Origin of the sequence: Labrenzia sp. THAF82, assembly GCF_009363435.1 — a bacterium.
Lineage (GTDB): Bacteria > Pseudomonadota > Alphaproteobacteria > Rhizobiales > Stappiaceae > Roseibium > Roseibium porphyridii.
Map to the genome: position 1 here is coordinate 5,610,887 of NZ_CP045354.1, position 25,404 is coordinate 5,636,290.

Below are 25,404 nucleotides of genomic sequence, written 5' to 3' on the forward strand. Positions count from 1 at the left end.
CCTTCACCGCCACAAGGATACAAATCCTGTTCATGATCTGCCCCAAAGTATAGCCCCGTAGCTCAGCTGGATAGAGCACTCGCCTTCTAAGCGAATGGTCGCAGGTTCGAATCCTGCCGGGGTCGCCATTTCCTCACGTGTCCGATCCGGAGATAGTTTACGACCTTTTTGGGTTGAAGGGCCCCGGAACCGAACTAGCACTACTTTGGCAGGTTTTTCTCAAAGATAGATTTCCGGCAATGAGGGCATCTTTCGGGCGGAGGTTTTTGAATGATTTTCAGGATTTCCGTCCGGACTGCAGGCAGTGTTGGTTGTGGCAGAGGTCCGGAGATTCTTTTTTTCCCCTGTCGCTTGCTTAAGGCGTCGGGATTGCAGGAAGGCAAAGGCGATCATCGTCATTAATGCGTGCCGGTGAAGCCCAGTCCACGATCGTCCTTCAAAGTGATCCAGACCGAGTTCCTCTTTGAGCTGTTGATGTGCCTGTTCGCAGATCCAACGCGCCTTGATGGCGCCGGCAAGTTGTTTGAGTGTCGCTTCTGCGGGAAAGTTGGACAGATAGTATTTGCGCTCGCCAGTCGAGCGGTGCTCGCCGACGACCCAGACCTCCTCTCCCGGCAGGTGCTGGGCACCCATGTCGCGAATGCGCTGAGGTGGACCGTCTGCGATCCGGACCCGCACAGCTGCAAAGCGTGCCGAAAGGGCTCCCTTGGTCCCGCGCCGCCAACTGACCTTCTGCCACTTTGCGGTTTCCAACATGGCCTGCGCTGTGATCGACTTTGTATCGGGAATGTGCCGCTGGCGCGGGCGGCCGCGTTTGGCGACAGGGAAGATCATCTTCACGTCTGCGGGATAAACCTTTTGCTTGAACGGGATGCCAACGGCCCAGGTCAACCCGCGTGCGCTCAAAGCCTGCCGGAAAGGAGCACTCAAGCCATATCCGGCATCGGCAAGGACGCAACCAAAACGCACACCTGCTGCACGAACCCGGTCGATTTCCGCCAAGGCGATCTCGGGCTTGGTCTTGTAGTCACGAACATCATCAGGAACTCTGGCGTGATCAAGCCGGGCGGTATCGCAGATCCAGCTCTCCGGCAGAAAGAGCCGCAAGCCGACCATGACAGGCACTTCATTCGAAGCCAGCGTCACGGATACCAGCGTCTGGCAGTTCGCCCGTTTCCCCAATGCCGAAGCATATTGCGGGGCCACGCCGACCGAGTGGTTCCCCTTTTTGGGCAGTGCGGTGTCGTCGATAATCAGCCATGCATCGTTCCCGCCAACCTGTCGGTCAGCTTCGCTGAGCAATGCGGCTTCGACTGGAGCAGGATCCCAGGGACTGCTCGCAATGAAATGGTGAAACTGATCGTAACTGGCTGCGCCCGTCCTCTCCGCCATCGGCTGAATGCTCTTGCGGTCTCCTGGACCGATCAAACCTTCAATATAGGCCGGACACATCCGGGCACGCGTCTTGTGACGAAGCGCTACCAAAAACGGCGCTAACCAACCTTCGAGATCACTTTGCCAATTCCCATCCATGACCGACACCTCCTAAAGCCGGTCTTATATGAAGCACCGAAAACTCCGTCGGGGAATCCTCCAAAATCAAAACTCACAAAAACCTGCCAAAGTCGGGCTAAGTCTTATAATTCTTCTTAGTGCGTCGGGTCTCGTAAATCGTGAGCGGGCACGCACTGCCCTCTTGGCCAGAATTTTGTCATCATGAGCGGCGCTCGAACGCAGGACGTTAGGCCATGTGGACGAATTTGAGACGTATTTCGTGTGACACCAATCAAGAGTTGGCATGAAAAGACTTGAAGCGCGTATCGGTGATACGCACAAAAGGCTTTTCGCGCCAAATAGAAGCTTGATGCCACACCCGAAGTGCCGGGCCTGCATCGCTCAATCCCGTCGAAAATCTGCCTTGAGGATGCGCCAGCATCCCCTGCACCGGATTTCCTTGGTCTTGAACAATGCATTTCCCGGCGAAATACATCTCAAATTCGTCCACACGGCCTAGATGCAAATCATGTCATCGAGGGCTGGATCAGCAAGATGACTTCTCCCACCTGAAAAGAACAAAAGCAACAAAATCAAAGCAGATCGACGCTGAACGGGACAATAGGAATCGGTCAATCAATTCTCGATAAAGTCAACTTTCAACGCCAGCCACGGATGCCTCGCACACTCCCATCCAGCACTCCGCGGTTTTCCCTCACCCAAAGAATACTGGCCACCAGAACGTGGTCTTCGTGCAGGACAAAGTCAACGTGCTGGCGGGACTCAACCTCGGCGGCAGCAAGGCCTTAATCATCGCCGACCTGCGCAAAGTGAAGCATTCGGCGAAAAGATCGTCCGCCTCTCCGGCGGTTATCTCATGGCGCAAGCTGTCGGAGTTTTGCCAGACGACGTGGAAGCGGTCTCTCGCTGCACCAGCCATGTCCACGGCACCAACGCAAGCGGCACGCGCCGGAATTCAAGGCGAAGGTCGCCCTGGAAGCCCTGAAGGGCGAGGAGACGGTCTCGGAGCTGGCGAGCCGGTTCGGGGTTCATCCGACCATGATCCATCAATGGAAGCGTGCCCTGCTGGAAGGAGCTTCGGACGTGTTTGCACGTGGCGGCAAACGAAAGCCCGAGATTGACGAGGACCAGGTGAAGGAGCTCCATGCCAAAATCGGGGAGCTGGCGGTTGCCAACGATTTTTTGTCCAGAAAGCTCAAACCTTGGGGCATGAAGTGAGGCGCGGCATGATCGAGCCGAGGCATCCAGACTTATCGGTCGGCAAGCAGTGTTCTCTGCTGTCGATCTCGCGCTCGTCTTTCTATTATACGCCGAAGGGCGAGAGCGAGATGAACCTCGCGCTGATGCGCCAGATCGATGAACAGTTCCTGGAGGCGCCGTTCTTCGGTGTCCGGCAGATGACCTGGCACCTAAAGAACGAAGGTCATCCGGTGAACGAGAAGCGGGTCCGGCGACTGATGCGGCTCATGGGCCTGATGCCGATCTACCAGAAGCCCAATACAAGCAGGCCAGCCAAGGGACACAAGATCTGGCCATATCTGCTCAAGGGATTGCGGGTGGAACGGCCGAACCAGGTCTGGGCGTCCGACATCACGTATTTACCGATGCGCCGCGGGTTCCTCTACCTGGTCGCGATCATGGACTGGTTCACCCGCAAGGTGCTGGCCTGGCGCATCTCCAATACCCTGGAAGCCGACTTCTGCGTCGAGGCGTTGAATGAAGCGATCCACAAATTCGGCGCGCCGGAAGTCATGAATACGGATCAGGGATCACAGTTCACCTCGTTTGCATGGACGGACCGGCTACGGCGGATGGGCGTGCGCATCTCGATGGACGGCAAAGGACGGTTCCTCGACAATATCTTCGTCGAGCGGCTGTGGCGTACGCTCAAATACGAGTGCGTCTACCTGCACGCCTGGGAAACTGGATCGCAGGCCAGGGCCGGTGTTCGAAAGTGGGTGGATTTCTATAACCAGAAGCGCCCACATTCAGCACTTGGCGGCAAGCCGCCTGCCGTGGTCTATTGGCAGCGCATTGAACAACACCAACCCGATCAGCAGGTGCAGAGAGTAGCTTAATTTACGCCAAAACCTGTCCAATGAATGGGGAGTAGCTCAAATAGGTAGAAGGTCTACATCCCACCTGTCGGCAATTCATAGCTTGTCGATTGGGAGCATTAGCACCGCTGTTCGGGTGAGCATGTCCCCATCAATCGATTCTTCCCTAAGCGGCTTCGATTGAAAAACAGGAGAGTGCGCCCCCCACAACCGCACTCGCCTTTTTTGCAACAAAGCGGTACTGCGGATTGGGCAAAACTAAGATTTTCGGCGAGAAAAACAGCGCCCCTGCATCAAACAACACAGCCGATACGCTGCATGTAATATAACCGACATGCGAACTGTCCGCTTACGGAAGTGGTGAAGGCGCGTAAATTATACCCCCCAATGCTTAATTTACGCTCCCTGTTCCTGGGCAAGATCTGAAACTGCCCACACTTTATCGACGCTCACGGTAGGGTCAGGTTCGGTCTGAGACTCATGAGCGTACTTCGGCAAGGCTGATTGCTGATCTGGACCCGGGGGCGGTACCCGGCAGCTCCACCAAAGATACATTGTTCAGTAGTGTGTCTTTGACGGGTCTGAAACAGAATCGACAGGCAGACAAAAAGCTAAGACGCGCTTCGGTGAGACACCACTGTTATCGGTTCAACGTTAGTAAATGCAAAAGATACTAACTCTTTCGCTAGCCTGAAAAGTGCCAACGAACACAATGAGCGGGTAGCGGTAGCTGCCTAAACGGAGCCCGGCCGGGGCTTGGCAACAGGGCCCGGCCACCCCTCCTTTTTACATCCACCTCAGTAGTCCGGTTCATTTTGATTGATATGCACTGCATTACACGTAGTCATAGAAACCTTATCGAGCATATTGCAGTTGCTCGGATTCGAAGTGCCCATTTATTCTGATCTAATATTGCTTGTTATAGAAATGAAACTAGGCAGTTTCTATGGGCTATCCAACTCATTTGGAATTGCAGAAACGTATTGTCGCGACTATTGGAACGGGGCCTATCGCATACTTCGACTGCGAGGCAGTTTGCTGGTCCAGTCAAATTCGTCAACAACATAATCAAACTCAAACGCGAGACCGGTTTATTTTGAGCCGTACCGCAAACCCATCCCAGAATTGACAGCTCACGGTCATGCTTACTGGAGCCGCTCCAAGGTCGGCGCAAGCGGCGACACTACATTAGATGTAACTGATGGCTCTATTTGCAGAAGAAAAGCAGATCACCGTGGCAGATAACCAATGCGACCAAAGGCACCGGCTGTCTCCGCGGAGCGATTGTCAAAAGTAGTTTCCAGGCGGTCATCATGCGGCGGCTTGATCCTAGGTGTTCAGTCCCGGCATTTGATGGATCGGATTAAGTCTGAAGCGTCCAGGCTCTGAAGTCCATATCTTGCAAATGTATTCATAGGGCGTTAGCCCGCGCAGAGTTTTCAGTCTGCGCCCGAAATTGTAGGCGTTGATGAAGTCCTGGAGATGGGCTTCGAACTGGCTATGATGATCGTAGTGGAAGCGTTTGACCGTAGCTTCCTTGATGGTCCGGTTCATCCTTTCGACCTGGCCGTTTGTCCAGGGGTGTTTCACCTTCGTGAGACGATGCTCGATGCCGTTTTCCCTGCATCTCATGTCAAACATATGGGTCATGTACCGTGCTGTCGGTCCATCGGCATAGCGCGGTGGAAAGGTGAATTGGATACCATTGTCCGTGAGAACGGTATGGATCCTGTAGGGCACGGCCTCAATGAGAGCCACGAGGAAGGCTGAAGCCGATGTCCGGCCTGTCTTGCAGACGACCTGCACGAAGGCGAATTTGGACGTGCGGTCAATCGCAACGTAAAGGTAGAGTTTGCCTTCGGCTGTGCGGACTTCGGCGATGTCGATATGGAAATAGCCGATCGGGTAGCGCTTGAACTTTTTCTTTGCTGGTTTGTCGCCTCCGACTTCGGGCAAGCGGCTGATGCCATGACGTTGCAAGCAGCGATGTAACGAAGAACGGGTCAGATGCGGGAGCGTCGGCTGAAGGGCGTAAAGGCAATCGTCCAGTGGCAAGAGCGTGTGGCGACGAAAAGCCACAATGATCGCTTCGTCCTCGACGGACAGAACCGTCGAACGTGGCTCTTTCGGTCCGGTCCGCAGGTCGGCCGTAGAAGTTCGGCGCTTCCACTTGGCGACAGTCTTTTGATTGATGCCATATCGCTTCGAAAGCGCCCTCAGGCTCTCTTGACTATTTTGTATTGCTCGACGGATCGCCTCTGTCGTTGTGGCGCTCCCGTGTAAAACCTGTCCCATAGTGCATCCTTCCATTCGGGAGAAAAGACTGCACCATCAAATTCTGGGATCAAACACCTAGTTTGATGGTTTGATGCCGTTGATGAAATCGACGCCTTCGATGACGTCGGCGAGATGAGAAAAGCCGCGCAGTTTTCGCCAGCTTTTCTCAGCGCACTGACCCAGCTTGAACATCATGTGGAGCATGCCTTCCCGGCTGAGGCATCCTTTGGTGCGCTTTGTCCGATGTCGGATCGTGGCGAAGGTGCTTTCGATTGGATTTGACGTCCGGATGCTTTGCCAGTGTTGGGCTGGGAAGTCGTAGAAAGTCAGTAGTTCCTCGCGATCCCTTATCAGACATTGTGTGGCCTTGGGGTACTTGGCCTCGAATGTCTGATGAACAGATCAAAGGCGGCATGTGCGTCCTCGTGCTTTCTGCCTGCCAGATATCATGCGGCATTTTCTTGGCCTTGGGCTGGGTGCGCTTGGGAAGGGAATTGAGCACGTTGCCAGTTTTGTGCATCCAACAGCGTTGTTGGCGCGTGGCTGGGAAGACCTCCTCCAGTGCCACCCAGAACCCCATGGCTACTTCCCCCGTCGCCAGTCTTGGAGCGGCAAGACCGCGGCCTTTCAAAGACAGCAGAACCTCACGCCAGCTCTGGGTGCCTTCCCGGACGCCGTCCTTAATCGCCAGAAAGTGCTTTTCTCCGCGTGTGTTGACGCCGATGACGACCAGCACACAGAGCCGATCATCGGATCCGCGCAACCCGCCGTATATTCCGTCTGCCCAGATATAGACCCATTCATCACGGCTCAGATCGACCTTGCGCCAATTCTCGTATTCCGCAGCCCACTGGCCCTTCTGGCGTGAGATTGTCTTGGCGGAAAAGCCGGTCGCCTCGGGGCCGAGCAACACCTTCAGCGCCGCGTCCATCTCGCCGGTGGAGATGCCCGTCAAATAAAGCCAGGGCAGCGCGGCCTCGATGGACTTCGCCTTGCGAACATACGGCGGCACAAGCGCTGAGCGTAACGCTACCGGATGGCCGTCTTTCGCCCGCACCTTTGGCACTTTGACCGTAATCGGCCCAATCCCGGTCTGCACTGCGCGCTCCGGGTGATACCCGCTGCCAACAACTGCCGCACGACCATCGACTGTTCGACGTTCCGCAAACTCGGCCAAAAAGGCATCTCTCTCGGCTTCAACGGCGACCAGCAGCAATTCTCGAGCGCCTTTGCGAAGAAACTCGCTCAGCGGGTCCTTGACCCCGTCTCGATCGGAAAATTCGATGATGGTAGTGTCATCCATGTTGTTGTTGACATATTTGGAACGAAATAGAGGTGTTAGCGCTGACTGGTTAGAATGCGAATTTGTGCTAAACACTTTTTTGAACGGCAACTGAAGTAGGGCTATGACATGGCAGTGCCGCATTCACAAACCCTTGAATAGCGTGCCTGCTGCTAAAATTACCCATGAGATTATCAAGAGATTGGTAACGGACAACCCGAGGGCTGGTACAGTGATACCAACCAGTGGCAGCACTGCAAATGCAAACAAGACCAAGGAAATCAAGAACACAATTATGGAGGGTGGTTTCAAACGCATGCAAAACTTTCACTGTCAATCATGATTTTTCACCGAAGCACTTTGTGATCCCGTTTTTCCAAGAGGTGCTTGGGGAACCACTGCGATTTCGCGCGCACCCGACAAAGGAGAATTAAGATCTGAATCGATGCCTCAGTCCACGTCTAAATTACTTCCTTTGATCGCTCTGAGTTCGAGCGCAATTATGATGTCAAAATCCGGATGCAAGATCACTGTGTGCAAACTAACATATATGCCAGCCACATAGTTATACGTTGGCTAATAAGCTGTGGTATCAAAAGGCACAGCGTTGCAACGCATAACTGCATACCGGCTCCCAATTTAAGAAAAAAGCTCATCAAATCGCACTAGAAGACCGAAGGGCATTGCCATGTATGACCTATATTTGTAGAATTTTTGATTTGATCTGACGGTTACCGCCTTTGAGGCTGTGTTTGTCAGATCAGGTTCGGCCTATTTTCTTGTCGAGCCAAACCTGTTTTCCTTCGATCAGGGTTTCCATGGGCGTTCTGCCACAGCACATTTTGCCCTGATGCGTGCGTTCGTGGTTGTATTGTTCAATCCATAAGCCCAACTCCTTTTGCAAGTCATCGATGGTTTCGAAGACGGTCTTTCGGAATGCGATTTGATAGAACTCCTGCAAGACCGTCTTGTGGAAGCGCTCACAAATACCGTTTGTCTGCGGTGATTTTGCCTTGGTTTTCGTGTGATCGATGTCGTTGATCGCCAGATAGAGCTGGTAGTCATGGCTCTCGGCCTTGCCGCAATAATCCGTGCCCCTGTCGGTCAGGATGCGCAGCAAAGGCAGATCCTGGTCCTCAAACAGCGGCAGCACCCGGTCGTTGAGAAGATCGGCCGTGATCGGCGTCTTTGTTGTGTAGAGCTTGGCGCAAGCCACCTTGGAATAGGTATCGACGAAGGTTTGCTGATAGATCCGGCCGACGCCTTTCATGGTGCCGACATAGAACGTGTCCTGAGAGCCCAGATAGCCGGGATGGGCCGTTTCGATCTCGCCGCAGGCCTCATCGTCCTGGGCCTTCTTCTCAAGAGCGGCAACCTGGCTGTCGGTCAGGATCGTGCCTGTTTCGGCCACATGGACTTCCAGGGCTTTCAGACGTTGTTTGAAGTTGGCAAGATCGTTTCTGAGCCAGATGGACCGCACCCCCGAGGGTGAGACAAAGACGCCCCGTTTGCGCAGCTCGTTTGAAACACGAACCTGTCCATGGGCAGGCTGCTCAAGGGCATAGGCTAGGACAGCGGCCTCAACCTGTTCGTCGACTCGGTTCTTCAGGTTGGGTTTGCACCGGCTCTTGTCCAGAAGCGCCTCAACGCCGCCATCCTCAACGGCTGACTTGTAGCGGTAGAACGTGTCACGGGACAGTCCCATCACATTGAAGGCCTGGCTCACATTGCCAAGCTCTTCGGCCAAGTTCAGAAGGCCGACTTTGTGTTTGATGATCCGCTCGTTACTCTCGTACATGAGCGTTACCTTTTGGGCTTGAGATGATTGTTTGGTCACAACCATCAAAGCCGGTAACCCTCAGCTCGAAAACCGAGATGTCAGATCAAGTCTCAACTTCTACAATATATGGTCTCCGCCTTATCGCAACACTTGGTATGTTTTGGTTAGCGTTTAGCATTTATGGACGTATTTCAAGCTTCTTCGATCGACCCGATCCATTGACGCTGCGGGCTCGGATGTTTTTCCGCGTTCTCTCTCTTCAATACGATCTTGGCTTCTTGAAACGGATGATGAAACGCAAAATGGAAGCGTATTTCGCCAATCAAAAAATAGAACCCATCCAATTTACGTTGGTTCGTATCCTGTTAGTTCGCACAATCTTGTGGTTCGAACTGGTCAATGAGGTCGCCAACGGTGTCCCAAAGAGCGTCGATCGTGCGCTCTGCCTTGGCAAGCAGCATTGCCTTGAACTTGGAGAACGCCATCTCGATCGGGTTGAAGTCGGGACTATAGGACGGCAGAAAACGCAGCTCAGCGCCGGCGCTTTCAATGGCCTCCCGGACGCCAGCAGCCTTGTGTGCTTGCAAGTTGTCCATCACGACGATGTCACCGCGTGACAGGGTTGGTACAAATGCCTGCCCGACATACGCGAGGAAAACCACCCCGTTCATGGCCTCGTCGAGCATCATAGGCGCCGTCATGCCGCTCAGGCGCAAGGCTACGGCGACGGTTGTCGTTTTGCCCCTCTCGGCGATGCCTTGCAGCGCCGAGAGGGCAGCGAGTGACCATGTAGAACACCTGCCCGGCAACGCTCTCCCTTCAAAGACCCTCCACGCAGCCGCGCCATCTTCGTATTCAAGCCGGGCTCGTCAATGAAGACAAGTTTGACCGGATCGAGATCGAGCTGGCTTTCAAACCGGGCTTGACGCCGCTTCATCAAGCCTCGGCATTCCTGCTCCAGTGCGTGTGCGGTTTTCTTTGTATGTGAACCCGTGCGAGCGTAGCCATTTGCTCAACATGCTGCGACCGATTTTCGTGTGACAGCCTTCAGCCAGACGCACAACCATCTCGTCGAGGGTGCTGTCCTTCTGGTTTTCGATCAGTGCAAAACTGAGGCCTCATGCGGATCAAACGGGAAGCTTTCTTGCGTCCGGTTTTGCGGGGCTCCGTCTTGCCCTGTCCGGCGCATGCAATCCAGCGGATCGCGCTCGAAGCATTTCCTCCAAACCTCGCCGCAGCTTGTCGCGCAGAAATGCCCTCCTGCGAAGCTCTTAAAACCCGACCTCGAAGATCGCCGCACTCTGTCCGCCCCATCAAATCAAACTCCATTGCTGGAAGTTTGAAACAGAAAGAACCCGAAATATCACATCACATTCGATCCATCGAAAAACAAAACGCTCAAGTTCTGAGGCAAGCAGACCATGATGGGCAAGAGTAATTGCAGTAACGATTTCAATCGGGACACGGAGACCTAAATCAACGCGCGTGGTTAGCCCCGACTGGCCCAAAAGTTTGCTACACTATCGTTTCTCTCGCGTTACAAAAATCGGTGATAGGACCTCGGCCGATTTTTCCTCTTCTCCGCCTTTTTTGACACTAACTAAGTTTTCCGAGAGCATGTCTTTCATTTTTATTTTTGCCGTCAGATTTTTATCGAAGTCATTGTAATTATTGTATTTCAATCACTGAAAACCTTCTCGAAATCATCGTAAAAACTTGAGATCGACTGAAGTTTGCACTGCAGTCTCGCGAATTCTGTGCCATTCAAAACAAAAAGATAATTTAGTTCTGTAGTTTCACACTCACTGAGTGATGAGGAGGCATGATAGTGCTTCGCTCATGTTAAGAGCGATGAAGCTACAGTTAACCCTTATAAACCTGTTGACTCTCTCCCGAACAGCTCGCAAGACTGCTCTTTTCCGATGGAATTCAGAGCCCAATTCAATCAGTCAAGATGACCTGGTCTTCACTCCACAGTTGGCCCTTTTCATCGACAAATATTCTTTTGCCTTCGTCGTTTGTCGTAATGAATTGTTTGTCCCAAAACATGTCGGACCCGGAGGGATCATATTGAAACTGAAGCGCGCCTTTCTCGTCACGATCAAACGCTGCGGGCCTCAAGCGGGCATGCGAGGGAACAAGTTCACTTGCTGCGACTATTTCCGTGCCGTTGGGCGAAAGTGCTTTCATGTTTGCGTTCCTGATCAAGTCTAATTTTGATTTAAGAAATTTCGAGTTTTCAGGTCCATACAAAGGGGCATGGTGTTTGGCGTTGCGCGCCGTTGAGCAGCTGTTCGGTCAAATGGCGCATCAGATCGGACCAGCTGGAAACGCCAATCTTGGCGAAGGCGCTGTTCTGATGGAGTTCTGCTGCCTCTGGGCGAATATGAAGAATGTCCGCACAGTCATGAACGCCATAGCCCTGCAGGCCAAGCCGGGCGACGGCACTTTCCTCAACCGTCAAGCTCCAGGCTGCGAAATGGGTGTCCTGCATGGTCGCAAATGCGTCAGAGGCTGCCTTGATTTGATGTTGAAGTTTCAGTGAGTAGTTCATCTTGCCCTCGCCACGATGTGCTGCCGATGATCCATATCTAAAGGACTGACACCGAATTGACCTGTGACAATCGGCACTCAGCAGGAGAGTGTCGCAAACTTTTCATTTAGTCGCCCCCCTTTTCCAGGCGCTGGTTTAGGAGGCGCATTACCAAGTTGTTTGGGGCTGTTTGGAATTTGCCTGCTCTTAGGCTGTTATGCTGCCATATGTGCGACATAATCTGATCAAAGGTTAGATGCACCTGCCCAGTCATGTCGTCTTGAATCTGCGTTGAGAATAGAGCAGCGGAGACCCAAGAGAAGATTGACTTGATTCTGGGTTTCCCAAATACACTGGTCGTGTTCTGGATATTTGAATTGGCCTGCCAAGCGCAGCGGCTCCTGTCGACCAACGATCAGATCAACACGATCTTCCGACCGCGTCGACACATTCTAACGGCGACCTCACACCGGCAAGCAAGAGCAGATGTGTTCGGCCTTGGGCAGAACCGTACCGACGAGATGAACGCCTGAAAACGGCCCAAAAAGGGACAAAGACCGCCGGAAAAAGTTGGCAATACCGATCAAAGTTCATCTTTGATCAGCGTATCAAATTGACCTTTTGAGAGAAAGCCGCGATGCATTTTTCCATTGACGAAGAAGGTCGGGGTCGAATTAACACCGAATTCATTGATCCCACGGTCTCGCACAGCGTTTATTGCATCCAGCAATTCCTGTTTTCTTAAGGCCTTTTCGAAGGAGCTTTGTGTAAATCCAATTTGCTTGGAAAAGTTCAGAAGAGAATTGTATGGATTATCAGTGAAAGCCCAACTGCGCTGCTTTTGAAACATGAGGTCGATAATGTCGAAATACGTCTCTTTTGGTGCGCTCCGGGCCAGCATGAAGGCAGCTGATGCGACTGCATCAAGCGGAAATTCCCTTAAGATGAAGCGGACTTTTCCCGTGTCGATGAATTCTGCCTTCAGCGCTGGATAAGTCTCCACGTGGAAATCGGCACAGTAGCTGCAAGTCATGGATGTGTATTCCACGATTGTGACTGGTGCCTTCTTATCGCCAAGTGTCTTGTCACCAAGCGGACCTGATGTGTGGAGATCTTTTCCATCTACACTATGAGCCAAAGCAACACTTGGGCCAGAGGTCAGGGCGACGACAAGAGCAAGACCATATCCGGTCTGCAGTACGTTTCGGCGGGAGATTGTCACGGGGTTATCCTGTCAAGCATCATAGTTTCTGACTAACTGTTTGTGTCAGCGGTTTACAATAGGATGGAGTGGTCACATTTTTCCGAACAGATTGGCAGCAGTGCTAAAGAGCGTCCGGTTTTGAGTTTATTCCCTCAGTTTGGTTTCTTGTCAGCCTCATATGCCTCCTTTGGGTTTTTGCGTTCAAGGGTTGAATGACGCTGCCGAGTATTATTTGTGACGCGCTAGAGCACATCCAGATTAATCCGGTTCATATCCGGCGGCTTTGAAGTAGTTTGCGCATTCGTCTGGCTTGAAGGCATCCATCAAATCACCGACTACGTCCCAAAGCGCGGGTATTGTTCGCTAAGCTTTGTTCTAGGCCGTGTGGACGGATTTGATCAAAATGAAGGTCGCGGCGATTGCGACGATGGAGCGGAAGTTTCTTGCGGTTTTCTCGCAACGCAGGGCGACGCGTTTAAAGCGTTTGAGCTTCCCCATCATTTGTTCGATGCGTGCGCGGCCCCGGCCTTTCGCGTAACTTCGCGATTGGCGTTGCTGCCATAGCCCTTGTCGGCAACGATGGCCCGATGTTTGATGTCGAGGCCGGTTTCCACGAGTTCCGTAAACTGCTAGCTGTCAGAGGCTTCGCCACCGGTCAGCTCAAAGCCAAGCGGCAGGCCGTTCCGATCCGTTTTCAGATGGATTTTGGTGCCGAACCCGCCGCGCGAACGCCCGAGCGCTTGACCTTCCTGCCCCCTTTGGCGCCTGCCGCAGAAACATGGGCGCGAATGACGGTGCTGTCGAACATGGCGATCAGATGCGCGCCTTCATCAAGCCCGGCCAGAATGGAAAAATAGTCCTCGAACATACCTGCCTTGCCAAGGCGGTCGAAGCGTTTCCAGACGCTGTTCCAGTTGCCGAACCGCTCGGGCAAAGCGCGCCAGGAGATGTTGTGAAGCGTAAAATAGTGCAGCGCCTCCAAAAACAGTCGGTCATTCTTTGCCTGCGCGCCAACCCGTGGCAAGCAAGCCTGGAAAACCTCCAGTGCCAATTCGAAATCCCGGTCTGTCATCTTGGTACACATCGCCGACCTCCAAATCACGTCGGCAACCTATGAATCACTTTAAAATCAAATTCAGAATCCCAAAACCGATACCTGAGTCAATCCGTCCACACGGCCTAGTCGTTAGTCATACTTTTTTCTATGTAATATATTGGTGGTTATATTATGATGACAATTGGATTCAAATCAAGTCTTGCAGGCATTAACAACTATCGATTACTATGACTGGCACAAATCTATTGGACCATTGGCCCTAATGCTTTCTATTGTTCGCATTATCAACAGACAGATAGGTAATCTTCCGCCCTGGGCTTCAATACTTTCAGATACCGAGAAAAAATTCATTCATCGTGTCGAGCAAGTATTCTATTTCGCAATGTTTGTCATGCCTGTCACTGGTTGGCTTTATGTGATGTGGGGCAATTACCGCGTCAATCTGTTCGATGTTTGGGAGATGCCCAGGCCTCTTCCGAAAGATAGCGGACTTCGTGACATCGCCAAGTGGGCTCATATAGGAGCGGGATGGTACCTTCTCGTCGCGATCCAGTGTCATGTCGGGTTGGTCTTGCGGCATCAGATATTGAAGAAGGATGGCTTGTTGAACAGAATGTTATAGATTGGCGAAGCCTCGCAACATTGTGTCCAGGCGTTTGTGATCAGCCACACCTGAGTGGTCCATTTTGATTGTTAGTTCACAAATTTCAATTCGACAAGATATCCGACGACCCTCCAGATCATATTTTGGCCTATTTTTAGCGTTTATATTCAGCACCTTATCGAAGGTTAGGTGGTTCTGGCGTAACTATCCCATTAGATTATTCGTTTCGTCAAAACCGTTTCAATTCTTCTTGGTGCCATGATATGAGCAACATGCGTATCCTTTTGAACGACAAAACGATAGAACGTTTGTCAACACCCTACCATGGCCGCTACATTGTCCGTGATACCGATCTGAAAGGCTTCTTTCTGATGGTCGGCACGCGCAAGAAGACCTTCATGATCCAGGCGGATCTTCGAAAGCGCGGAAAGAGGGTTTCTACAGTTCGTCTTGCATTAGGTGACACGCGTGCACTCTCCACGCGCGCGGCACGCTCACTCGCCAAGGAATATCTCGCTCAAATTAGTCGAGGGGTTCATCCAAAGGAGAATGAAAGACCCACAAAGGCTTCGACAGCCGCAGGTGTTGATCCAGTCAGTGGGGAGGTCTCAACTTCTATCACACTGAAAGAAGCCTGGGCTAGATACCGACTGGCTATGGAGCGCAAGAAACGGAGCGATCGCACGATCGAAAGCTACAGAGATCACGTTGAACGCATCTTCGTCGGCTGGCTGGATACGACCTTGCGAGTGTTGGGTGAAGAACCCGGCCTCGTTGCGGCCAAACACGATGAGGTTGGCAAATTACATGGCCCCTACATAGCCAATGGGAGTATGCGAACTCTTCGGGCTATTTACAATCATGCCCGTAAGATCCACCGTTATCTACCTTCAGATAATCCAGTGGACAGTGTTGACTGGAACTACGAGAAGCGTCGGAACAGTGGCATGGGTTTAAGCGACCTAGAAAAATGGTTCCTTCAGGCGGCCCAACTAGACAATCCCCTCCGCCGTGAATTTCATCTCTTTACGCTTTTGTCCGCTTGCCGGCCAGCGGCATTGAAAGCTGTCAAAATAACCGATTTGGATTTGCGCCGCCGAACCTTGCACATTCCACGACCCAAAGGAGGCGCTGATCGTGCGTTTGACATCCCGCTTTCGCGTCAAATGATAAAATGCCTCATCCGCGCTATTCGTTTTGGCCGGCAAATGTATCCGTATGAAGCAGAAACCTGGCTTTTCCCCGCCGATAGTGCCACTGGCCATCTTGTCGAGCACAAGGAAGACAGGCGCGTTCTGTCGAAATGGGGTAACGACTTGCGCCAAACTTATCGAACGATCGCAACACCAGCCGGTGTTTCAGAGCTCGATGCGCGGATGCTGATGAACCATTCGGTACCCGGAGTGAATGCCGGCTATATAACCAGGCACAAGCTGCTTGAGGATCATCTTAGAGTGCAACAACAAGCAATAAGCGACACAATGTTTGCAGCGCTTGGGGGTCTCCTTCAGACAAATCGTAAAATACAGGGTTGGCTTCAGTTCGGACGAAGCTCGGTGTAGCTAAACCCCAAGATCCTCCGATAGGACGTCAGGCGGAAATAGCGCTGCCCTCCGAAGGCAGAGGCCAGAGGTTCGAATCCTCTCGGGTGCGCCAACATTCTAACAAAATATCAAATGCTTAGCAATATCGGACTATTGCGGTTGGGAGCTTCTTTCTGCTCACGGAAGCACCACGGAAGCAGTCGAGATCACAACAACTGCGGTCAGACCGGAGATAGTGAGCATGTCGTATTCCGTTGGCGCAAAACCGCTAGCAAATTCTGCCAGAAGATGTTTCGGAAAGACGAGCACGACAGCGCCAAGGACGCCACGCCTTGAACTAGCGGTAATTTCGATTTCAATAGCGTCGGCCGCCTTAGCTTTTTCCATGGGATAGCTTCAGTGCACAAAAAAGAAGCCGACGGCCACTACGTTTGGCTGCTGTAGTGGCCATCGGCCAAGTAGCCACGATTCCGAGGTAACGCATCGTGGCTTGGAGGAACCCCTTGGTTCAAATCGGCTTCGCACATCGGACTTAAGTTAAAATCCAAGTTTCCCTCTCAACGAACTCTGAATGCGCAAGCAATTGCACGGGTGTGTCACAGTCGTTGCCCAGATGTTGCGTCGAAATAATGAGCTTGTGTCATATCGACATCCAAGGAAACCGTGTTGCCAACGTCGGCCTCGAACCGTGGATCAACCTGGGCCATAATCTTCTGATCACCCACGGTTCCCAATACCAATGTGTGTGCTCCCAAAGGTTCGACGACCGAACAATGAAAAGACAGTTCAGACGTGTGACTTGCCTGTCGGAAATGCTCTGGTCGGATGCCAAAGATCACCTCCCCGTGCTCTCCAATACGCGAAGCGTCTTCTGGCGTTAGGTTCAGGTGTTGACTGCCGAACCGAACGCTTCCGTTGCCAACGGTCGCTTTCAAGAAGTTCATACCTGGCGACCCGATGAAACTTGCGACGAATTGATTGGCGGGCCTGTCATAAAGTTCCACGGGTTTGTCGACCTGCTCGACAATTCCTGATCGCATAACGACAACACGGTCGGCCATCGTCATCGCCTCAACTTGATCGTGCGTGACGTAGACAGCTGTCGTGCCTAGCTTGCGTTGCAGCAGTTTGATTTCGGTTCGCATTTCGACGCGTAGTTTGGCGTCGAGATTGGACAATGGCTCGTCAAACAGGAAGACCTGTGGTTGACGGACCAACGCGCGGCCGATGGCGACGCGCTGGCGTTGTCCGCCGGAAAGATTGCGTGGTTTCCGGTCAACATAGGGCTTCAGTCCAAGCATACTGACAGCGTCAGAAACACGGCGCTCAATCTCGGCTTTTTCCACCTTATGAACACGCATCGCGTAGGTGATATTGTCCTTGACGCTCATATGAGGATAGAGCGCATAGTTTTGAAAAACCATTGCGCAATCGCGATCGCCAGGCGCCTTGTCTGTGACATCTTCACCATTGATTCGAATGGAGCCAGAGGATGCGCTTTCCAAACCCGCCAACATGCGCAGGGTCGTCGTTTTCCCGCATCCGGATGGACCGACAAGTACAACGAATTCCCCGTTCTGGATCGAGAGATCCAATGGTGGAATAACCTCAACAGCGCCAAAGGATTTGGTAACTTGGTTGAACTCTATGTGTTGCAAAGCTTTGGCCTTTTGTCGTTGGGCTCCGGGCGTGGGAGGTACGCCCGGAGCGAGGAGCTGCCTGTGCCCCCACTTAGTCCGCCGCAGGCAGCCCCATGGCTGATCGATAGGCAGCGCGTTGCTTGTCCCGGCCGAACTCATCGGTCAGTTTGTTCCATTCGGCTGCAATCGTATCGAGTGCTTCTTGCGGTTCGACTTGTCCGGACAGAGCCTTGGACAACTCGATTTCAAGAATCTCTGTGTAGGAAAAGAACCCCGGCAAACGCAGGTCCAAGGCAACGTTCGGTGAATCCAGCGATGCCCTTTGCGCACCCAGATAGCTCATTGCCTCGTCCGCCGTGAACACGGATGCCCAATTCTTGATGTCCTCATAATGGCTTAACCGGTAGGGGTTTACGCCAGTGTTCGAGGTGACGATTGCAGATCCGGAAACCTCAGGGCTCGTAACTTCAGCAACAAATGACCAAGCTGCTTCTGGGTTTCCGCTGTCGGAAGGAACCGCGAGTTGCCAGCCTCCAAACGCAAGAAAAGGCGACGCAACGGGTTGGTCAAAAACGTCCCAGTCGCCTGTCTTAGAATTCCATATCTCTTTGGATCCAGGCAGGACCGCAGTGCGCACGTTACCGGCAATCTTGCCTTCGGTTGCTCCGAGTATGCCCGAATCAGCCCAATCGATGTTCATGGCGACGGTTCCACCAGCATAGAGTGGGCGCACGTCACCTGAACCGAAATTCAGGGCGCCTGGCGGATTAAAGTCCAGTCCGCGCTTATACTCTTCAAGCGCCTTCAACCAGCCCGGATTGTTGATCTGAGCATCCATTGTGTCCGGATCGAAGAACATCGCGCCTGGTGTATTGGGGTTGTTTGTGTAGCTTGCTGCGTGACTGAAAAAATACCAGAACTGTTGCCCACCCCGGGCATAGGCTTCAGCCGTGCCATACTCGACGGCATCGGAAGCCTTGAAGAATTCCGCAATGTCGTAATATTGGTCCCAAGTCTTTGGCGGGGCTAAGTCGTAGCCGTATTTTGCCTTAAAAGCCTCTCTGTTTCCTGGGAATTCAAATAGATCGGCACGGTAGTTGAGCATGTGCATATCGCCATCCATCGTGGCGGATTTTATCTCGCCGTCCCAGGACATGAGACGTTCCCTATAAACAGGATGGATGTCTTCCCAGGCAGGTCCAGATTGCATGCTCTCAGGCATTGTCGAGAGATAGGGAGCAAAGTCAGGCACCCAGGCCGGGATAAACCCGATAACGTCAAAGTCGCCCGTTTGCTGGCTCATCGCTGTCAGAAATTTCGGATAAAGCTCACCAAATGGGAACTCCACCAATTTGACCTTCCCGCAAGTCTTTTTCTCCCAGCTATCGGCTGCGGTTTGAAGCGCCGAGGCGATGAATGGGCCGTTCTGCGTTGAAACGGTCAACTCGACGCCAGAATAGTCCGGCGAGCAGGCCGCATAGGCTGTTGATGACAGCAGCGCCATCGATAGTGCAAGTAGAGTTTTTTTCATGTCTTATCCTCCATCAGACGTGGTGATTACTTGATTGAGCCCGCGAGTAAGCCGGACCGCATCATGCGTCCCAGGAATGTAGCGACCACAATCATGGGCAGTATGGAGATCAATGCTGCGACCGAAACGGCCCACCATTCATCTCCGCGGCTGGAGTTTTGACCAGCCATCAGGATCGGCAATGTTTGCCATTTCGATGATGTCAGAAGCAACGCGAACAGGAACTCATTCCAAATGAACGCAAGGATGATCATCGATGTCGCAATCAGCCCCGGCTTTGCCATTGGAAGGACGATCTGGAAAAAGATACGTCCTCGTCCAATGCCGTCGACAGTTGCTGCTTCTTCGACTTCGATCGGGACAGTTTCGAAAAAATCCCGCATCAACCAAACAGAAAAGGGAAGTCCGAAGGCCGTGTACGCGAGAACAAGGCCTGGCAAGCTATCAAGCATTCGAAACCCGACTTTGTTCATTTCTGCATAAAGCAAAAATAGAGCGAACGCCGATACGATTGGAGGAAACATCCTCTGGGACACAAACCAGAATGTTACGTCATCGTTTTTGAGAACGGGGCCAGGAAGGTTTCTCTGATTGGCCCAGACGGAAACGGCCAAAGCAAAGACGAGAACAATGAGAACCGCAAAGGGCACCTTTAGCGCAAAGATCTCCGTCAGAACGGCAAAACCGCCGATTGAAACAAATGCAAAGATACCCCCGGCGAGCAAACGTACACGGAACTCAAATCGCACCAGGGCGTATGCCGCCATAGCTCCGAGTAGGACGGACAGGATCGTCGAGAGAACCGACACAATCACGGAACTTAAGATCGGGCCCGCAAAATCTCCTCGTAGACCTGACAGCGCATCTTTGAAGGCCTGCAATGTTGGCTGATAGTCGATAAAGGGAAGATATGTGGCACCTTCGCTCACGGCGTGAGGCGGTTTAAAGGCTGTTACGACAATCCACCAAACGGGAAAGAGGCAAAAAAACAGCCAAAAGAGCGTTAAGGCAATGGCGGCCCGTTTGAACTGAAGCTCGCTCATCACTTGTACCTCCGCACCAGGCGCTGTGCAGCGGCAAGGTAGAGTGTGCCAAAAACAATAACGACGATTAGGAAGAGGAAACTCAATGCGGAGGTCATGCCGATATTGAACTTCTTAAACCCCTCGTTATATGCAAACAGCGTCAGCGTTTCGGTGGAAGTGCCCGGCCCTCCCCCTGTCAATACAAAGACGGTATCGATGATTTTGAAGCCTTCGATCAGCCGAATGAAAATGACGGCTATACTGAGCGGCAGGAGCATCGGCAAGGTCAGATCACGGAACCGACGCCAGGCGGAAATGTTGTCCACCCGCGCCGCTTCAAAAACCTCACCAGGCAACCCCTGCAAGCCGGCGAGCATGATCAGGACGACAAAGGGTGTCCATTGCCATGTTTCGATCAGGATCAAAACGCTAATTGCGAGCGATGGCTCTGTCAGAAACGACACACCCGGCGCGCCAAAGAATGACAGAAGGTCATTTACCGGCCCCAGAACAGGATGAAACAACATTCTTGCGATCAGTGCGACACAGACCGGCGCAAGAAACATCGGTAACAGGAAAGTAACCCGATAAAGCGAGGCCCCGGGGATGTTGTGATGAAGAGCGAGCGCAATCGCAAAACCGATCACATATTGGATGGCGACAGACACCACAACAATCGTTGCGGTTGTGCCAATCGCACCCCAAAAACGCGCAGATTGAAGGATCTCAGCGTAGTTATCTAAGCCGACAAATCGCGGTGGCAACGGCGGAACAATTCTCACGCTTTGAAAGCTGACGATGAGAGCATAAATGAGCGGAAAGAGCGACACCACAAGAACCACAAGAAACGCTGGCCACATGAAAGCGTGCTTGCTCTCAAATATGGCCAGCGCGCTCCTTGGGAGGAACCCCGTGTTGGATGCGTGATTAAACAAGACGATACTGCGCCGCTTTATTGCGCAGGAAAGGCAGCCCTTTGTCCATCACTGCCTGGAAATTTGGAGCAACCGGGCGCCAGACAGACAAGCCGTGCGCTATTTCCGGCGGCATGTTGATGAAACTCTCCATCGCCAGTCCACCCTTGAAGTCAATTGCTGCCAATGCGGCAAAAACTTCATCCCAGTCGCAACATCCCTCTCCGGGCGTGCCACGATCGCTCTCTGAAAGGTGGATGTATCTCAAATGCTCACGCGCATCGAGAATACCATTGGCAGCGCCCTTCTCCTCAATATTCATATGATAGGTATCAAGATGCACAAATATATTGTCCGACCCGATGCGTTCGATCATTTCAACCGCTTGCCATCCTGTGTTCAGGAGGTGGGTCTCGTATCGATTGACAGGCTCAATGCCAAACAACAGACCGAGAGACTTTGCGTGCTTCGCGGTCGCGTCTAAGGCACGTGCGACGCTCGTAAGCTCGGCCTCCGTAGGGGGGAGATCTGTGCGCTCGCCAATGCCGCCATAAGTCACGCCAGAGACCGCCTCCGCCCCCATCTCCTTGGCCGTATCCAGAACCACCTTTAGGAACTCAATCGCACCTTCCGGATTTTTGGATGGCCAAACGGCCTGCGGGAGGCCAAGGGAGCAGACCGCCCTCATCTTGTGTTTTTCCAAAAGCTTGCGTGTATGCTCTGCATCGACAGACGGCGCATCAAGCAACGCAATTTCCAGGAAATCCATTTGATAGTCGACCGCAGCTCTAACAGCTCGTTCGGCTCCGATATGGTCCCATTTCATGGTCCACATACTCGTATGAACGCCAAATCCCTCCACCCTATGTCCTCCTTCGTCCTGATGGGTTTATGTAATCTGCGAGCCAGCGCAGAGCCATGACGACGATCAGAGACAGTCCCCACACCGCGGTGGACAAGTGTTGGTTCGCACCGACCAAATTCAGTCCTGACGAAAGCGCTTGGAGAATACAGAGCGCCAGAATAACGGGCACAACGCGGCCAAAGCCTCCGAACGGGTCCAAACCGCCAAGAAAACAGGCGAGAACCGTCACAAGCAAAAGCGCTTCCCCATGTCCGACACGTACTGAGTTGAAACGGGCCGCCATTAAGATCCCGGCAATCGCGCAGGCGATTCCAGAAATCGTATAGATCATCGTCAATGTACGGCGCGTGTTCAGCCCTGAATATTCGGATGCCTTGATGTTGGAGCCGATCATGTAGACAGAAAACCCATGCTTTGAATGGCGGAGCATGATGTGCCAAACAAAGGCGGCCGCAAGGAAGACCAGTAGCGGTATAGGCACGCCGAGCAGAGACCCATGGCCGATCGTTTTCATAAAGGGTGGAAAGCCGGAAATGTCTCCGCCCTTTGTTAGGAACTCACCCAGTCCGCGCAAGAAAATCATCATGGCGAGCGACACGAGGATGGGATGGGCTCCCAGATAAGCAACCACCAGCCCCATGAGAGCACCAGAAAGTGCCCCTGCGGTGAGCGCCGCCAAGACACCGAGAAGGAACGCCCCAACACCTGCTTCTGGTCCGCCAAAATGCAGAAGCACTGTGGCAAGTGCCAGCCCGGAGATATTGGCCTGGAATATGATCGCGAGATTCAGACCGCCAGAAAGAATTGGCACCATCATGGCCAAGGTCAAAAGCCCGAGAACCGGCAACTGAAACGCCATTGACCCGAAATTCGACGCGGTCAAAAAGAGGGGTGTGGACCAGGAAAAACCAACAAACACAGTTGCAAGTGCGCCAAGCAGAAAGAGATTCTCAGATCCCACCAGCGCTCGGACTTTCTTTGAGAAGGTCATCGGTCCGTCCCCTTCGATTGATCTTGTTTAGAAGGTGCGGCTCGACTTAATTGTGATGTGAAGAAGACGGGCAGGTTCAGCTTGATGTTGGACGTCGAAATCGCAATCAGGATCGTAGCACCAATGATCATCTGGAACGCGAAAGGAGAAACACCGAGCAGGTTGAGACCATTTTGCGTGATTGCGACGAACATTACGCCAAGAACACATCCGAAAACCGTGCCCTTGCCGCCCCCAAGGCGTGCGCCGCCCAAAACAACTGCCGCCAGAACATCCAGCTCACGCCCATAGAGGGCGTTTGGAACAACTTCCTTCGCGATATTTACTTGCATGAGGCCGCCGACGCCGGCCATCAATCCGCACCACCCAAAAGCAATTGCCTGCATCATCCCGATATTTACGCCGGCACGCCGAGCGCCCTCAGGATTGTCACCGAAGGCGTAAAGTTGTCGGCCGATATTCGTGCGATTGATGAGAATTGCTGTCGCAACGAGACAGACGACCATCACCGCAACAGACAAATTGAGTTCTGACCAGACTCCGGATGCTGATTGATACTCAAAAAGAAAGATCCGGTCTGCCCACCAGTCAGGCAGCGTGTAGATGCTTCGCCCTTTGGTGAAAAACATCAGCAAACCGAAATAGGCATTGAACGTAGCGATCGTGATTACGATCGAGACGATCCGAAACCCATGAATGAGAGCTGCGTTAATGAGGCCAAGGCCGATGCCAAGAGTGCCGGCGACCAGAAAGCCTATTGCCCAATTTCCGCCTCCAATTGCGCCAAAAATTTGGGCAGCAATATACTGAACCACGGAGGCCGCGACCGCGAAGGAAATGTCAATTCCGCCAGCCACCAGAACGACCAAGAGCCCAACCGCCCAGATCAAGTTGACAGAGTTGTTGTTGAGCAGCGACGTCAGATTTGCAACGGTCAGAAATGTATCCGTCGTCAGACCGAGGCCAACTATCATCATCAGCAGGACAACGAACAATCGGACTTCAACCGTATGGGTCGCGAGCAATCTATGCATAGACTTGCTCCTCGAGCGCCGCCACCGATGTTCCGTGCGGGTCAAATTGCGACCGAATGCGACCATCGGCCATGTGTAGGATACGATCAGCGTTGAAATAGGCTTCCGTAATCTCATCCGTAATTAAGAGGATCGCCAGACCCTCATCGGCGAGTTCGCGCACGATTTTGAATATTCCCGCACGAGCGCCCACATCGACACCAACAGTCGGGCTGTCGAGAATGAGAAGCTTGGGTTTAGTGGCGAGCCACTTTGCCAGTACTACGCGTTGCTGGTTTCCGCCAGAAAGCGTCGAGACAGCGTCCTCAGGCAAGCCAACCTTAATTGCAAAACGTTGGATCCAGGTGCCGACGAGGTCCGTTTTCTCCCGACTGGAGATCAGTCCTGTCGCAGCAAGGATTTTGTCAAGTACAGTTGAAACTGTGTTGTCAGCAATCGACTGAGGTTGCACGAGGCCAAGTGTCAGTCGGTCTTCAGAAACATAGGCGATCCCAAGCCTGATTGCCTCGCGAATGTTCCGTGGTCTGATCGCCTTACCATCCAGGTAGATAGTCCCTACATCAACACGTGACATGCCAATCAGAGCATGGGCCAACTCAGTGCGTCCGGCACCGATTAGTCCAATCAATCCAACAACTTCTCCTGTACCGATTGAAAACGAAACATCTTCAAACTCGTTGCGTCGGGTCAATCCTTCAACGTGCAACACTCTCTCGGTTTTGGTTCTATCCTGTGCATTGATTTCTGTTTCGAGCGTGTGGCCTGTCATTAGCTCGCCCAATCGGCTTTGGGACATACCTTCGGTCGGATAAACACCTATTAGTTTGCCGTCCCGTACCACCGTAACGCGCTCGGCGATATCCAGCACTTCAGCCAGCCGGTGGCTGACAAACACGACAGCCACACCATCAGCGGACAGGTTACGAACAATCGCAAGCAAGGCGTCCGTCTCACTTTGAGTAAGCGATGCAGTGGGTTCATCCATAAAAATCAACCGGGCATCGCTCATGAGTGAGCGCGCAATCGCCACAACTTGGCGCTGCGCGATGGGCAATGTGTGCAAAGGGGCGTCTAGATCGAGTGACACATTCAGCCGCTCCATCACTCTTTTGGCACGGTTGTGGATGCTTTTGAGATCTGCAAGCTTGGGGCGGCCGCCGACCAGCTCATCAAATCCGATGTTTTCGGCCACAGTCATATGAGGGAACAAGGCAAGGTCTTGCCAGATGACGGCTATCCCGCGCGCCCTGGCGCGGGTTGGACTATTGGCAGTGACTTGTTCTCCAAAAACCTCAATCTGGGTCCCATCATCGGGCTCGTAGACCCCGGTAACGATCTTAATCAAGGTGCTTTTTCCGCAACCATTCTCGCCTGCAAGGCAATGGACTTCCCCAACACGCACATCAATCGAAACGTCGTCTAACGCCTGAACACCGCCGAAACGCTTTGACACATGTTGCATTTTCAATGCGTAGGCTTCACTAGACCGGCCCATACCGAAACCACCTCGCACGCCGGCGGACTTGCACCGGCGCTCACAGCTAGAAAAAA

The 25,404-nt window shown here is 52.8% G+C and carries 21 protein-coding genes, 1 other RNA gene and 4 pseudogenes; 5 read left to right on the forward strand and 21 right to left on the reverse strand.

The features are described from left to right. Positions 1-219: 219 nt before the first annotated feature. The 3 genes and pseudogenes from FIV00_RS25700 to FIV00_RS30365 all read right to left on the reverse strand — a co-directional run bounded on the left by FIV00_RS25700 (position 220) and on the right by FIV00_RS30365 (position 2,547). Positions 220-1,561, reverse strand: a pseudogene (locus tag FIV00_RS25700) (IS701 family transposase). A 225-nt stretch (positions 1,562-1,786) separates the two neighbouring features. Then, a complete protein-coding gene (locus tag FIV00_RS25705; RefSeq protein ID WP_152503391.1) occupies positions 1,787-2,005 on the reverse strand; it encodes a hypothetical protein in 219 nt (72 codons plus the stop codon). A 359-nt stretch (positions 2,006-2,364) separates the two neighbouring features. After that, complete coding sequence (locus FIV00_RS30365) at positions 2,365-2,547, reverse strand: hypothetical protein (RefSeq protein ID WP_247649287.1); 183 nt, start codon at positions 2,545-2,547, stop codon at positions 2,365-2,367. On the opposite strand from FIV00_RS30365, the gene FIV00_RS25710 reads away from it, so the two are divergent. Next, positions 2,488-3,593 (forward strand): IS3 family transposase gene (locus FIV00_RS25710; RefSeq protein WP_371419595.1). Its coding sequence is split into 2 segments (ribosomal slippage): positions 2,488-2,731 and positions 2,731-3,593, totalling 1,107 coding nucleotides; the frame shifts between segments, so codons are not numbered across the junction. The genes FIV00_RS30365 and FIV00_RS25710 overlap by 60 nt on opposite strands. A 447-nt stretch (positions 3,594-4,040) precedes the next feature. Continuing rightward, positions 4,041-4,338, forward strand: a transfer-messenger RNA (tmRNA) gene (ssrA, locus tag FIV00_RS25715). Positions 4,339-4,901: 563 nt separating this feature from the next. On the opposite strand, the gene FIV00_RS25720 is transcribed toward ssrA, so the two are convergent. From FIV00_RS25720 to FIV00_RS25745, 6 genes and pseudogenes are all read right to left on the reverse strand, one after another. Beyond that, complete coding sequence (locus FIV00_RS25720; RefSeq protein ID WP_152503368.1) at positions 4,902-5,867, reverse strand: IS481 family transposase; 966 nt, start codon at positions 5,865-5,867, stop codon at positions 4,902-4,904. Between the two features lie 57 nt (positions 5,868-5,924). Continuing rightward, positions 5,925-7,152, reverse strand: a pseudogene (locus FIV00_RS25725) (IS256 family transposase). 739 nt (positions 7,153-7,891) lie between these two features. Then, positions 7,892-8,929, reverse strand: a complete 1,038-nt coding sequence (locus FIV00_RS25730; protein ID WP_152503393.1) for an IS481 family transposase — start codon at positions 8,927-8,929, stop codon at positions 7,892-7,894. A 347-nt stretch (positions 8,930-9,276) separates the two neighbouring features. Next, positions 9,277-10,225: pseudogene (locus FIV00_RS25735) on the reverse strand (IS630 family transposase). Between the two features lie 627 nt (positions 10,226-10,852). Further along, positions 10,853-11,101, reverse strand: coding sequence for a hypothetical protein (locus FIV00_RS25740; protein ID WP_152503306.1), 249 nt, complete (start codon positions 11,099-11,101; stop codon positions 10,853-10,855). A gap of 49 nt (positions 11,102-11,150) precedes the next feature. After that, positions 11,151-11,465 carry a LuxR C-terminal-related transcriptional regulator gene (locus FIV00_RS25745; RefSeq protein WP_152503305.1) on the reverse strand — a complete coding sequence of 105 codons (315 nt, stop codon included), beginning with the start codon at positions 11,463-11,465 and terminating at the stop codon, positions 11,151-11,153. Between the two features lie 308 nt (positions 11,466-11,773). On the opposite strand from FIV00_RS25745, the gene FIV00_RS25750 reads away from it, so the two are divergent. Next, positions 11,774-11,977 carry a hypothetical protein gene (locus FIV00_RS25750; protein WP_209006710.1) on the forward strand — a complete coding sequence of 68 codons (204 nt, stop codon included), beginning with the start codon at positions 11,774-11,776 and terminating at the stop codon, positions 11,975-11,977. Between the two features lie 50 nt (positions 11,978-12,027). Here FIV00_RS25750 and FIV00_RS25755 read toward each other — a convergent pair whose 3' ends face one another. From FIV00_RS25755 to FIV00_RS25765, 3 genes and pseudogenes are all read right to left on the reverse strand, one after another. Then, on the reverse strand, positions 12,028-12,666 hold the full coding sequence (locus FIV00_RS25755; RefSeq protein WP_152503394.1) for a DsbA family protein: 639 nt from the start codon (positions 12,664-12,666) through the stop codon (positions 12,028-12,030). Between the two features lie 240 nt (positions 12,667-12,906). Beyond that, a pseudogene (locus tag FIV00_RS30370) lies at positions 12,907-13,011 on the reverse strand (IS630 family transposase); the annotation flags it as partial. A 331-nt stretch (positions 13,012-13,342) separates the two neighbouring features. Beyond that, the gene (locus tag FIV00_RS25765) at positions 13,343-13,732 is read right to left on the reverse strand and encodes a transposase (RefSeq protein ID WP_152499389.1); all 390 of its coding nucleotides are present in this window, start codon (positions 13,730-13,732) and stop codon (positions 13,343-13,345) included. 235 nt (positions 13,733-13,967) lie between these two features. On the opposite strand from FIV00_RS25765, the gene FIV00_RS25770 reads away from it, so the two are divergent. Both FIV00_RS25770 and FIV00_RS25775 read left to right on the forward strand, forming a co-directional pair. Next, complete coding sequence (locus FIV00_RS25770; protein ID WP_152503395.1) at positions 13,968-14,327, forward strand: cytochrome b; 360 nt, start codon at positions 13,968-13,970, stop codon at positions 14,325-14,327. A 245-nt stretch (positions 14,328-14,572) separates the two neighbouring features. Beyond that, positions 14,573-15,871 carry an integrase family protein gene (locus FIV00_RS25775; protein WP_152503396.1) on the forward strand — a complete coding sequence of 433 codons (1,299 nt, stop codon included), beginning with the start codon at positions 14,573-14,575 and terminating at the stop codon, positions 15,869-15,871. Between the two features lie 159 nt (positions 15,872-16,030). On the opposite strand, the gene FIV00_RS25780 is transcribed toward FIV00_RS25775, so the two are convergent. From FIV00_RS25780 to FIV00_RS25820, 9 genes are all read right to left on the reverse strand, one after another. Then, a complete protein-coding gene (locus tag FIV00_RS25780) occupies positions 16,031-16,240 on the reverse strand; it encodes a tripartite tricarboxylate transporter permease (protein ID WP_152503397.1) in 210 nt (69 codons plus the stop codon). Positions 16,241-16,449: 209 nt separating this feature from the next. Then, positions 16,450-17,511 carry an ABC transporter ATP-binding protein gene (locus tag FIV00_RS25785; protein WP_305773826.1) on the reverse strand — a complete coding sequence of 354 codons (1,062 nt, stop codon included), beginning with the start codon at positions 17,509-17,511 and terminating at the stop codon, positions 16,450-16,452. A gap of 73 nt (positions 17,512-17,584) precedes the next feature. Next, positions 17,585-19,024 (reverse strand): extracellular solute-binding protein, encoded by a 1,440-nt coding sequence (locus tag FIV00_RS25790; RefSeq protein WP_152503399.1) that lies wholly within the window; start codon positions 19,022-19,024, stop codon positions 17,585-17,587. Between the two features lie 26 nt (positions 19,025-19,050). After that, the gene (locus FIV00_RS25795; protein WP_152503400.1) at positions 19,051-20,067 is read right to left on the reverse strand and encodes a carbohydrate ABC transporter permease; all 1,017 of its coding nucleotides are present in this window, start codon (positions 20,065-20,067) and stop codon (positions 19,051-19,053) included. Further along, positions 20,067-20,909, reverse strand: a complete 843-nt coding sequence (locus FIV00_RS25800; protein ID WP_152503401.1) for a carbohydrate ABC transporter permease — start codon at positions 20,907-20,909, stop codon at positions 20,067-20,069. Before FIV00_RS25800 ends, FIV00_RS25795 begins: the two co-directional genes overlap by 1 nt. A 67-nt stretch (positions 20,910-20,976) precedes the next feature. Continuing rightward, positions 20,977-21,825 carry a sugar phosphate isomerase/epimerase gene (locus tag FIV00_RS25805; RefSeq protein ID WP_152503402.1) on the reverse strand — a complete coding sequence of 283 codons (849 nt, stop codon included), beginning with the start codon at positions 21,823-21,825 and terminating at the stop codon, positions 20,977-20,979. Between the two features lies 1 nt (position 21,826). Then, positions 21,827-22,819 carry an ABC transporter permease gene (locus tag FIV00_RS25810; RefSeq protein ID WP_152503403.1) on the reverse strand — a complete coding sequence of 331 codons (993 nt, stop codon included), beginning with the start codon at positions 22,817-22,819 and terminating at the stop codon, positions 21,827-21,829. Beyond that, the gene (locus FIV00_RS25815; protein ID WP_152503404.1) at positions 22,816-23,853 is read right to left on the reverse strand and encodes an ABC transporter permease; all 1,038 of its coding nucleotides are present in this window, start codon (positions 23,851-23,853) and stop codon (positions 22,816-22,818) included. The genes FIV00_RS25810 and FIV00_RS25815 overlap by 4 nt, the downstream gene beginning before the upstream one ends. Then, positions 23,846-25,348 (reverse strand): sugar ABC transporter ATP-binding protein, encoded by a 1,503-nt coding sequence (locus FIV00_RS25820; protein WP_152503405.1) that lies wholly within the window; start codon positions 25,346-25,348, stop codon positions 23,846-23,848. The genes FIV00_RS25815 and FIV00_RS25820 overlap by 8 nt, the downstream gene beginning before the upstream one ends. Positions 25,349-25,404 lie beyond the last annotated feature (56 nt).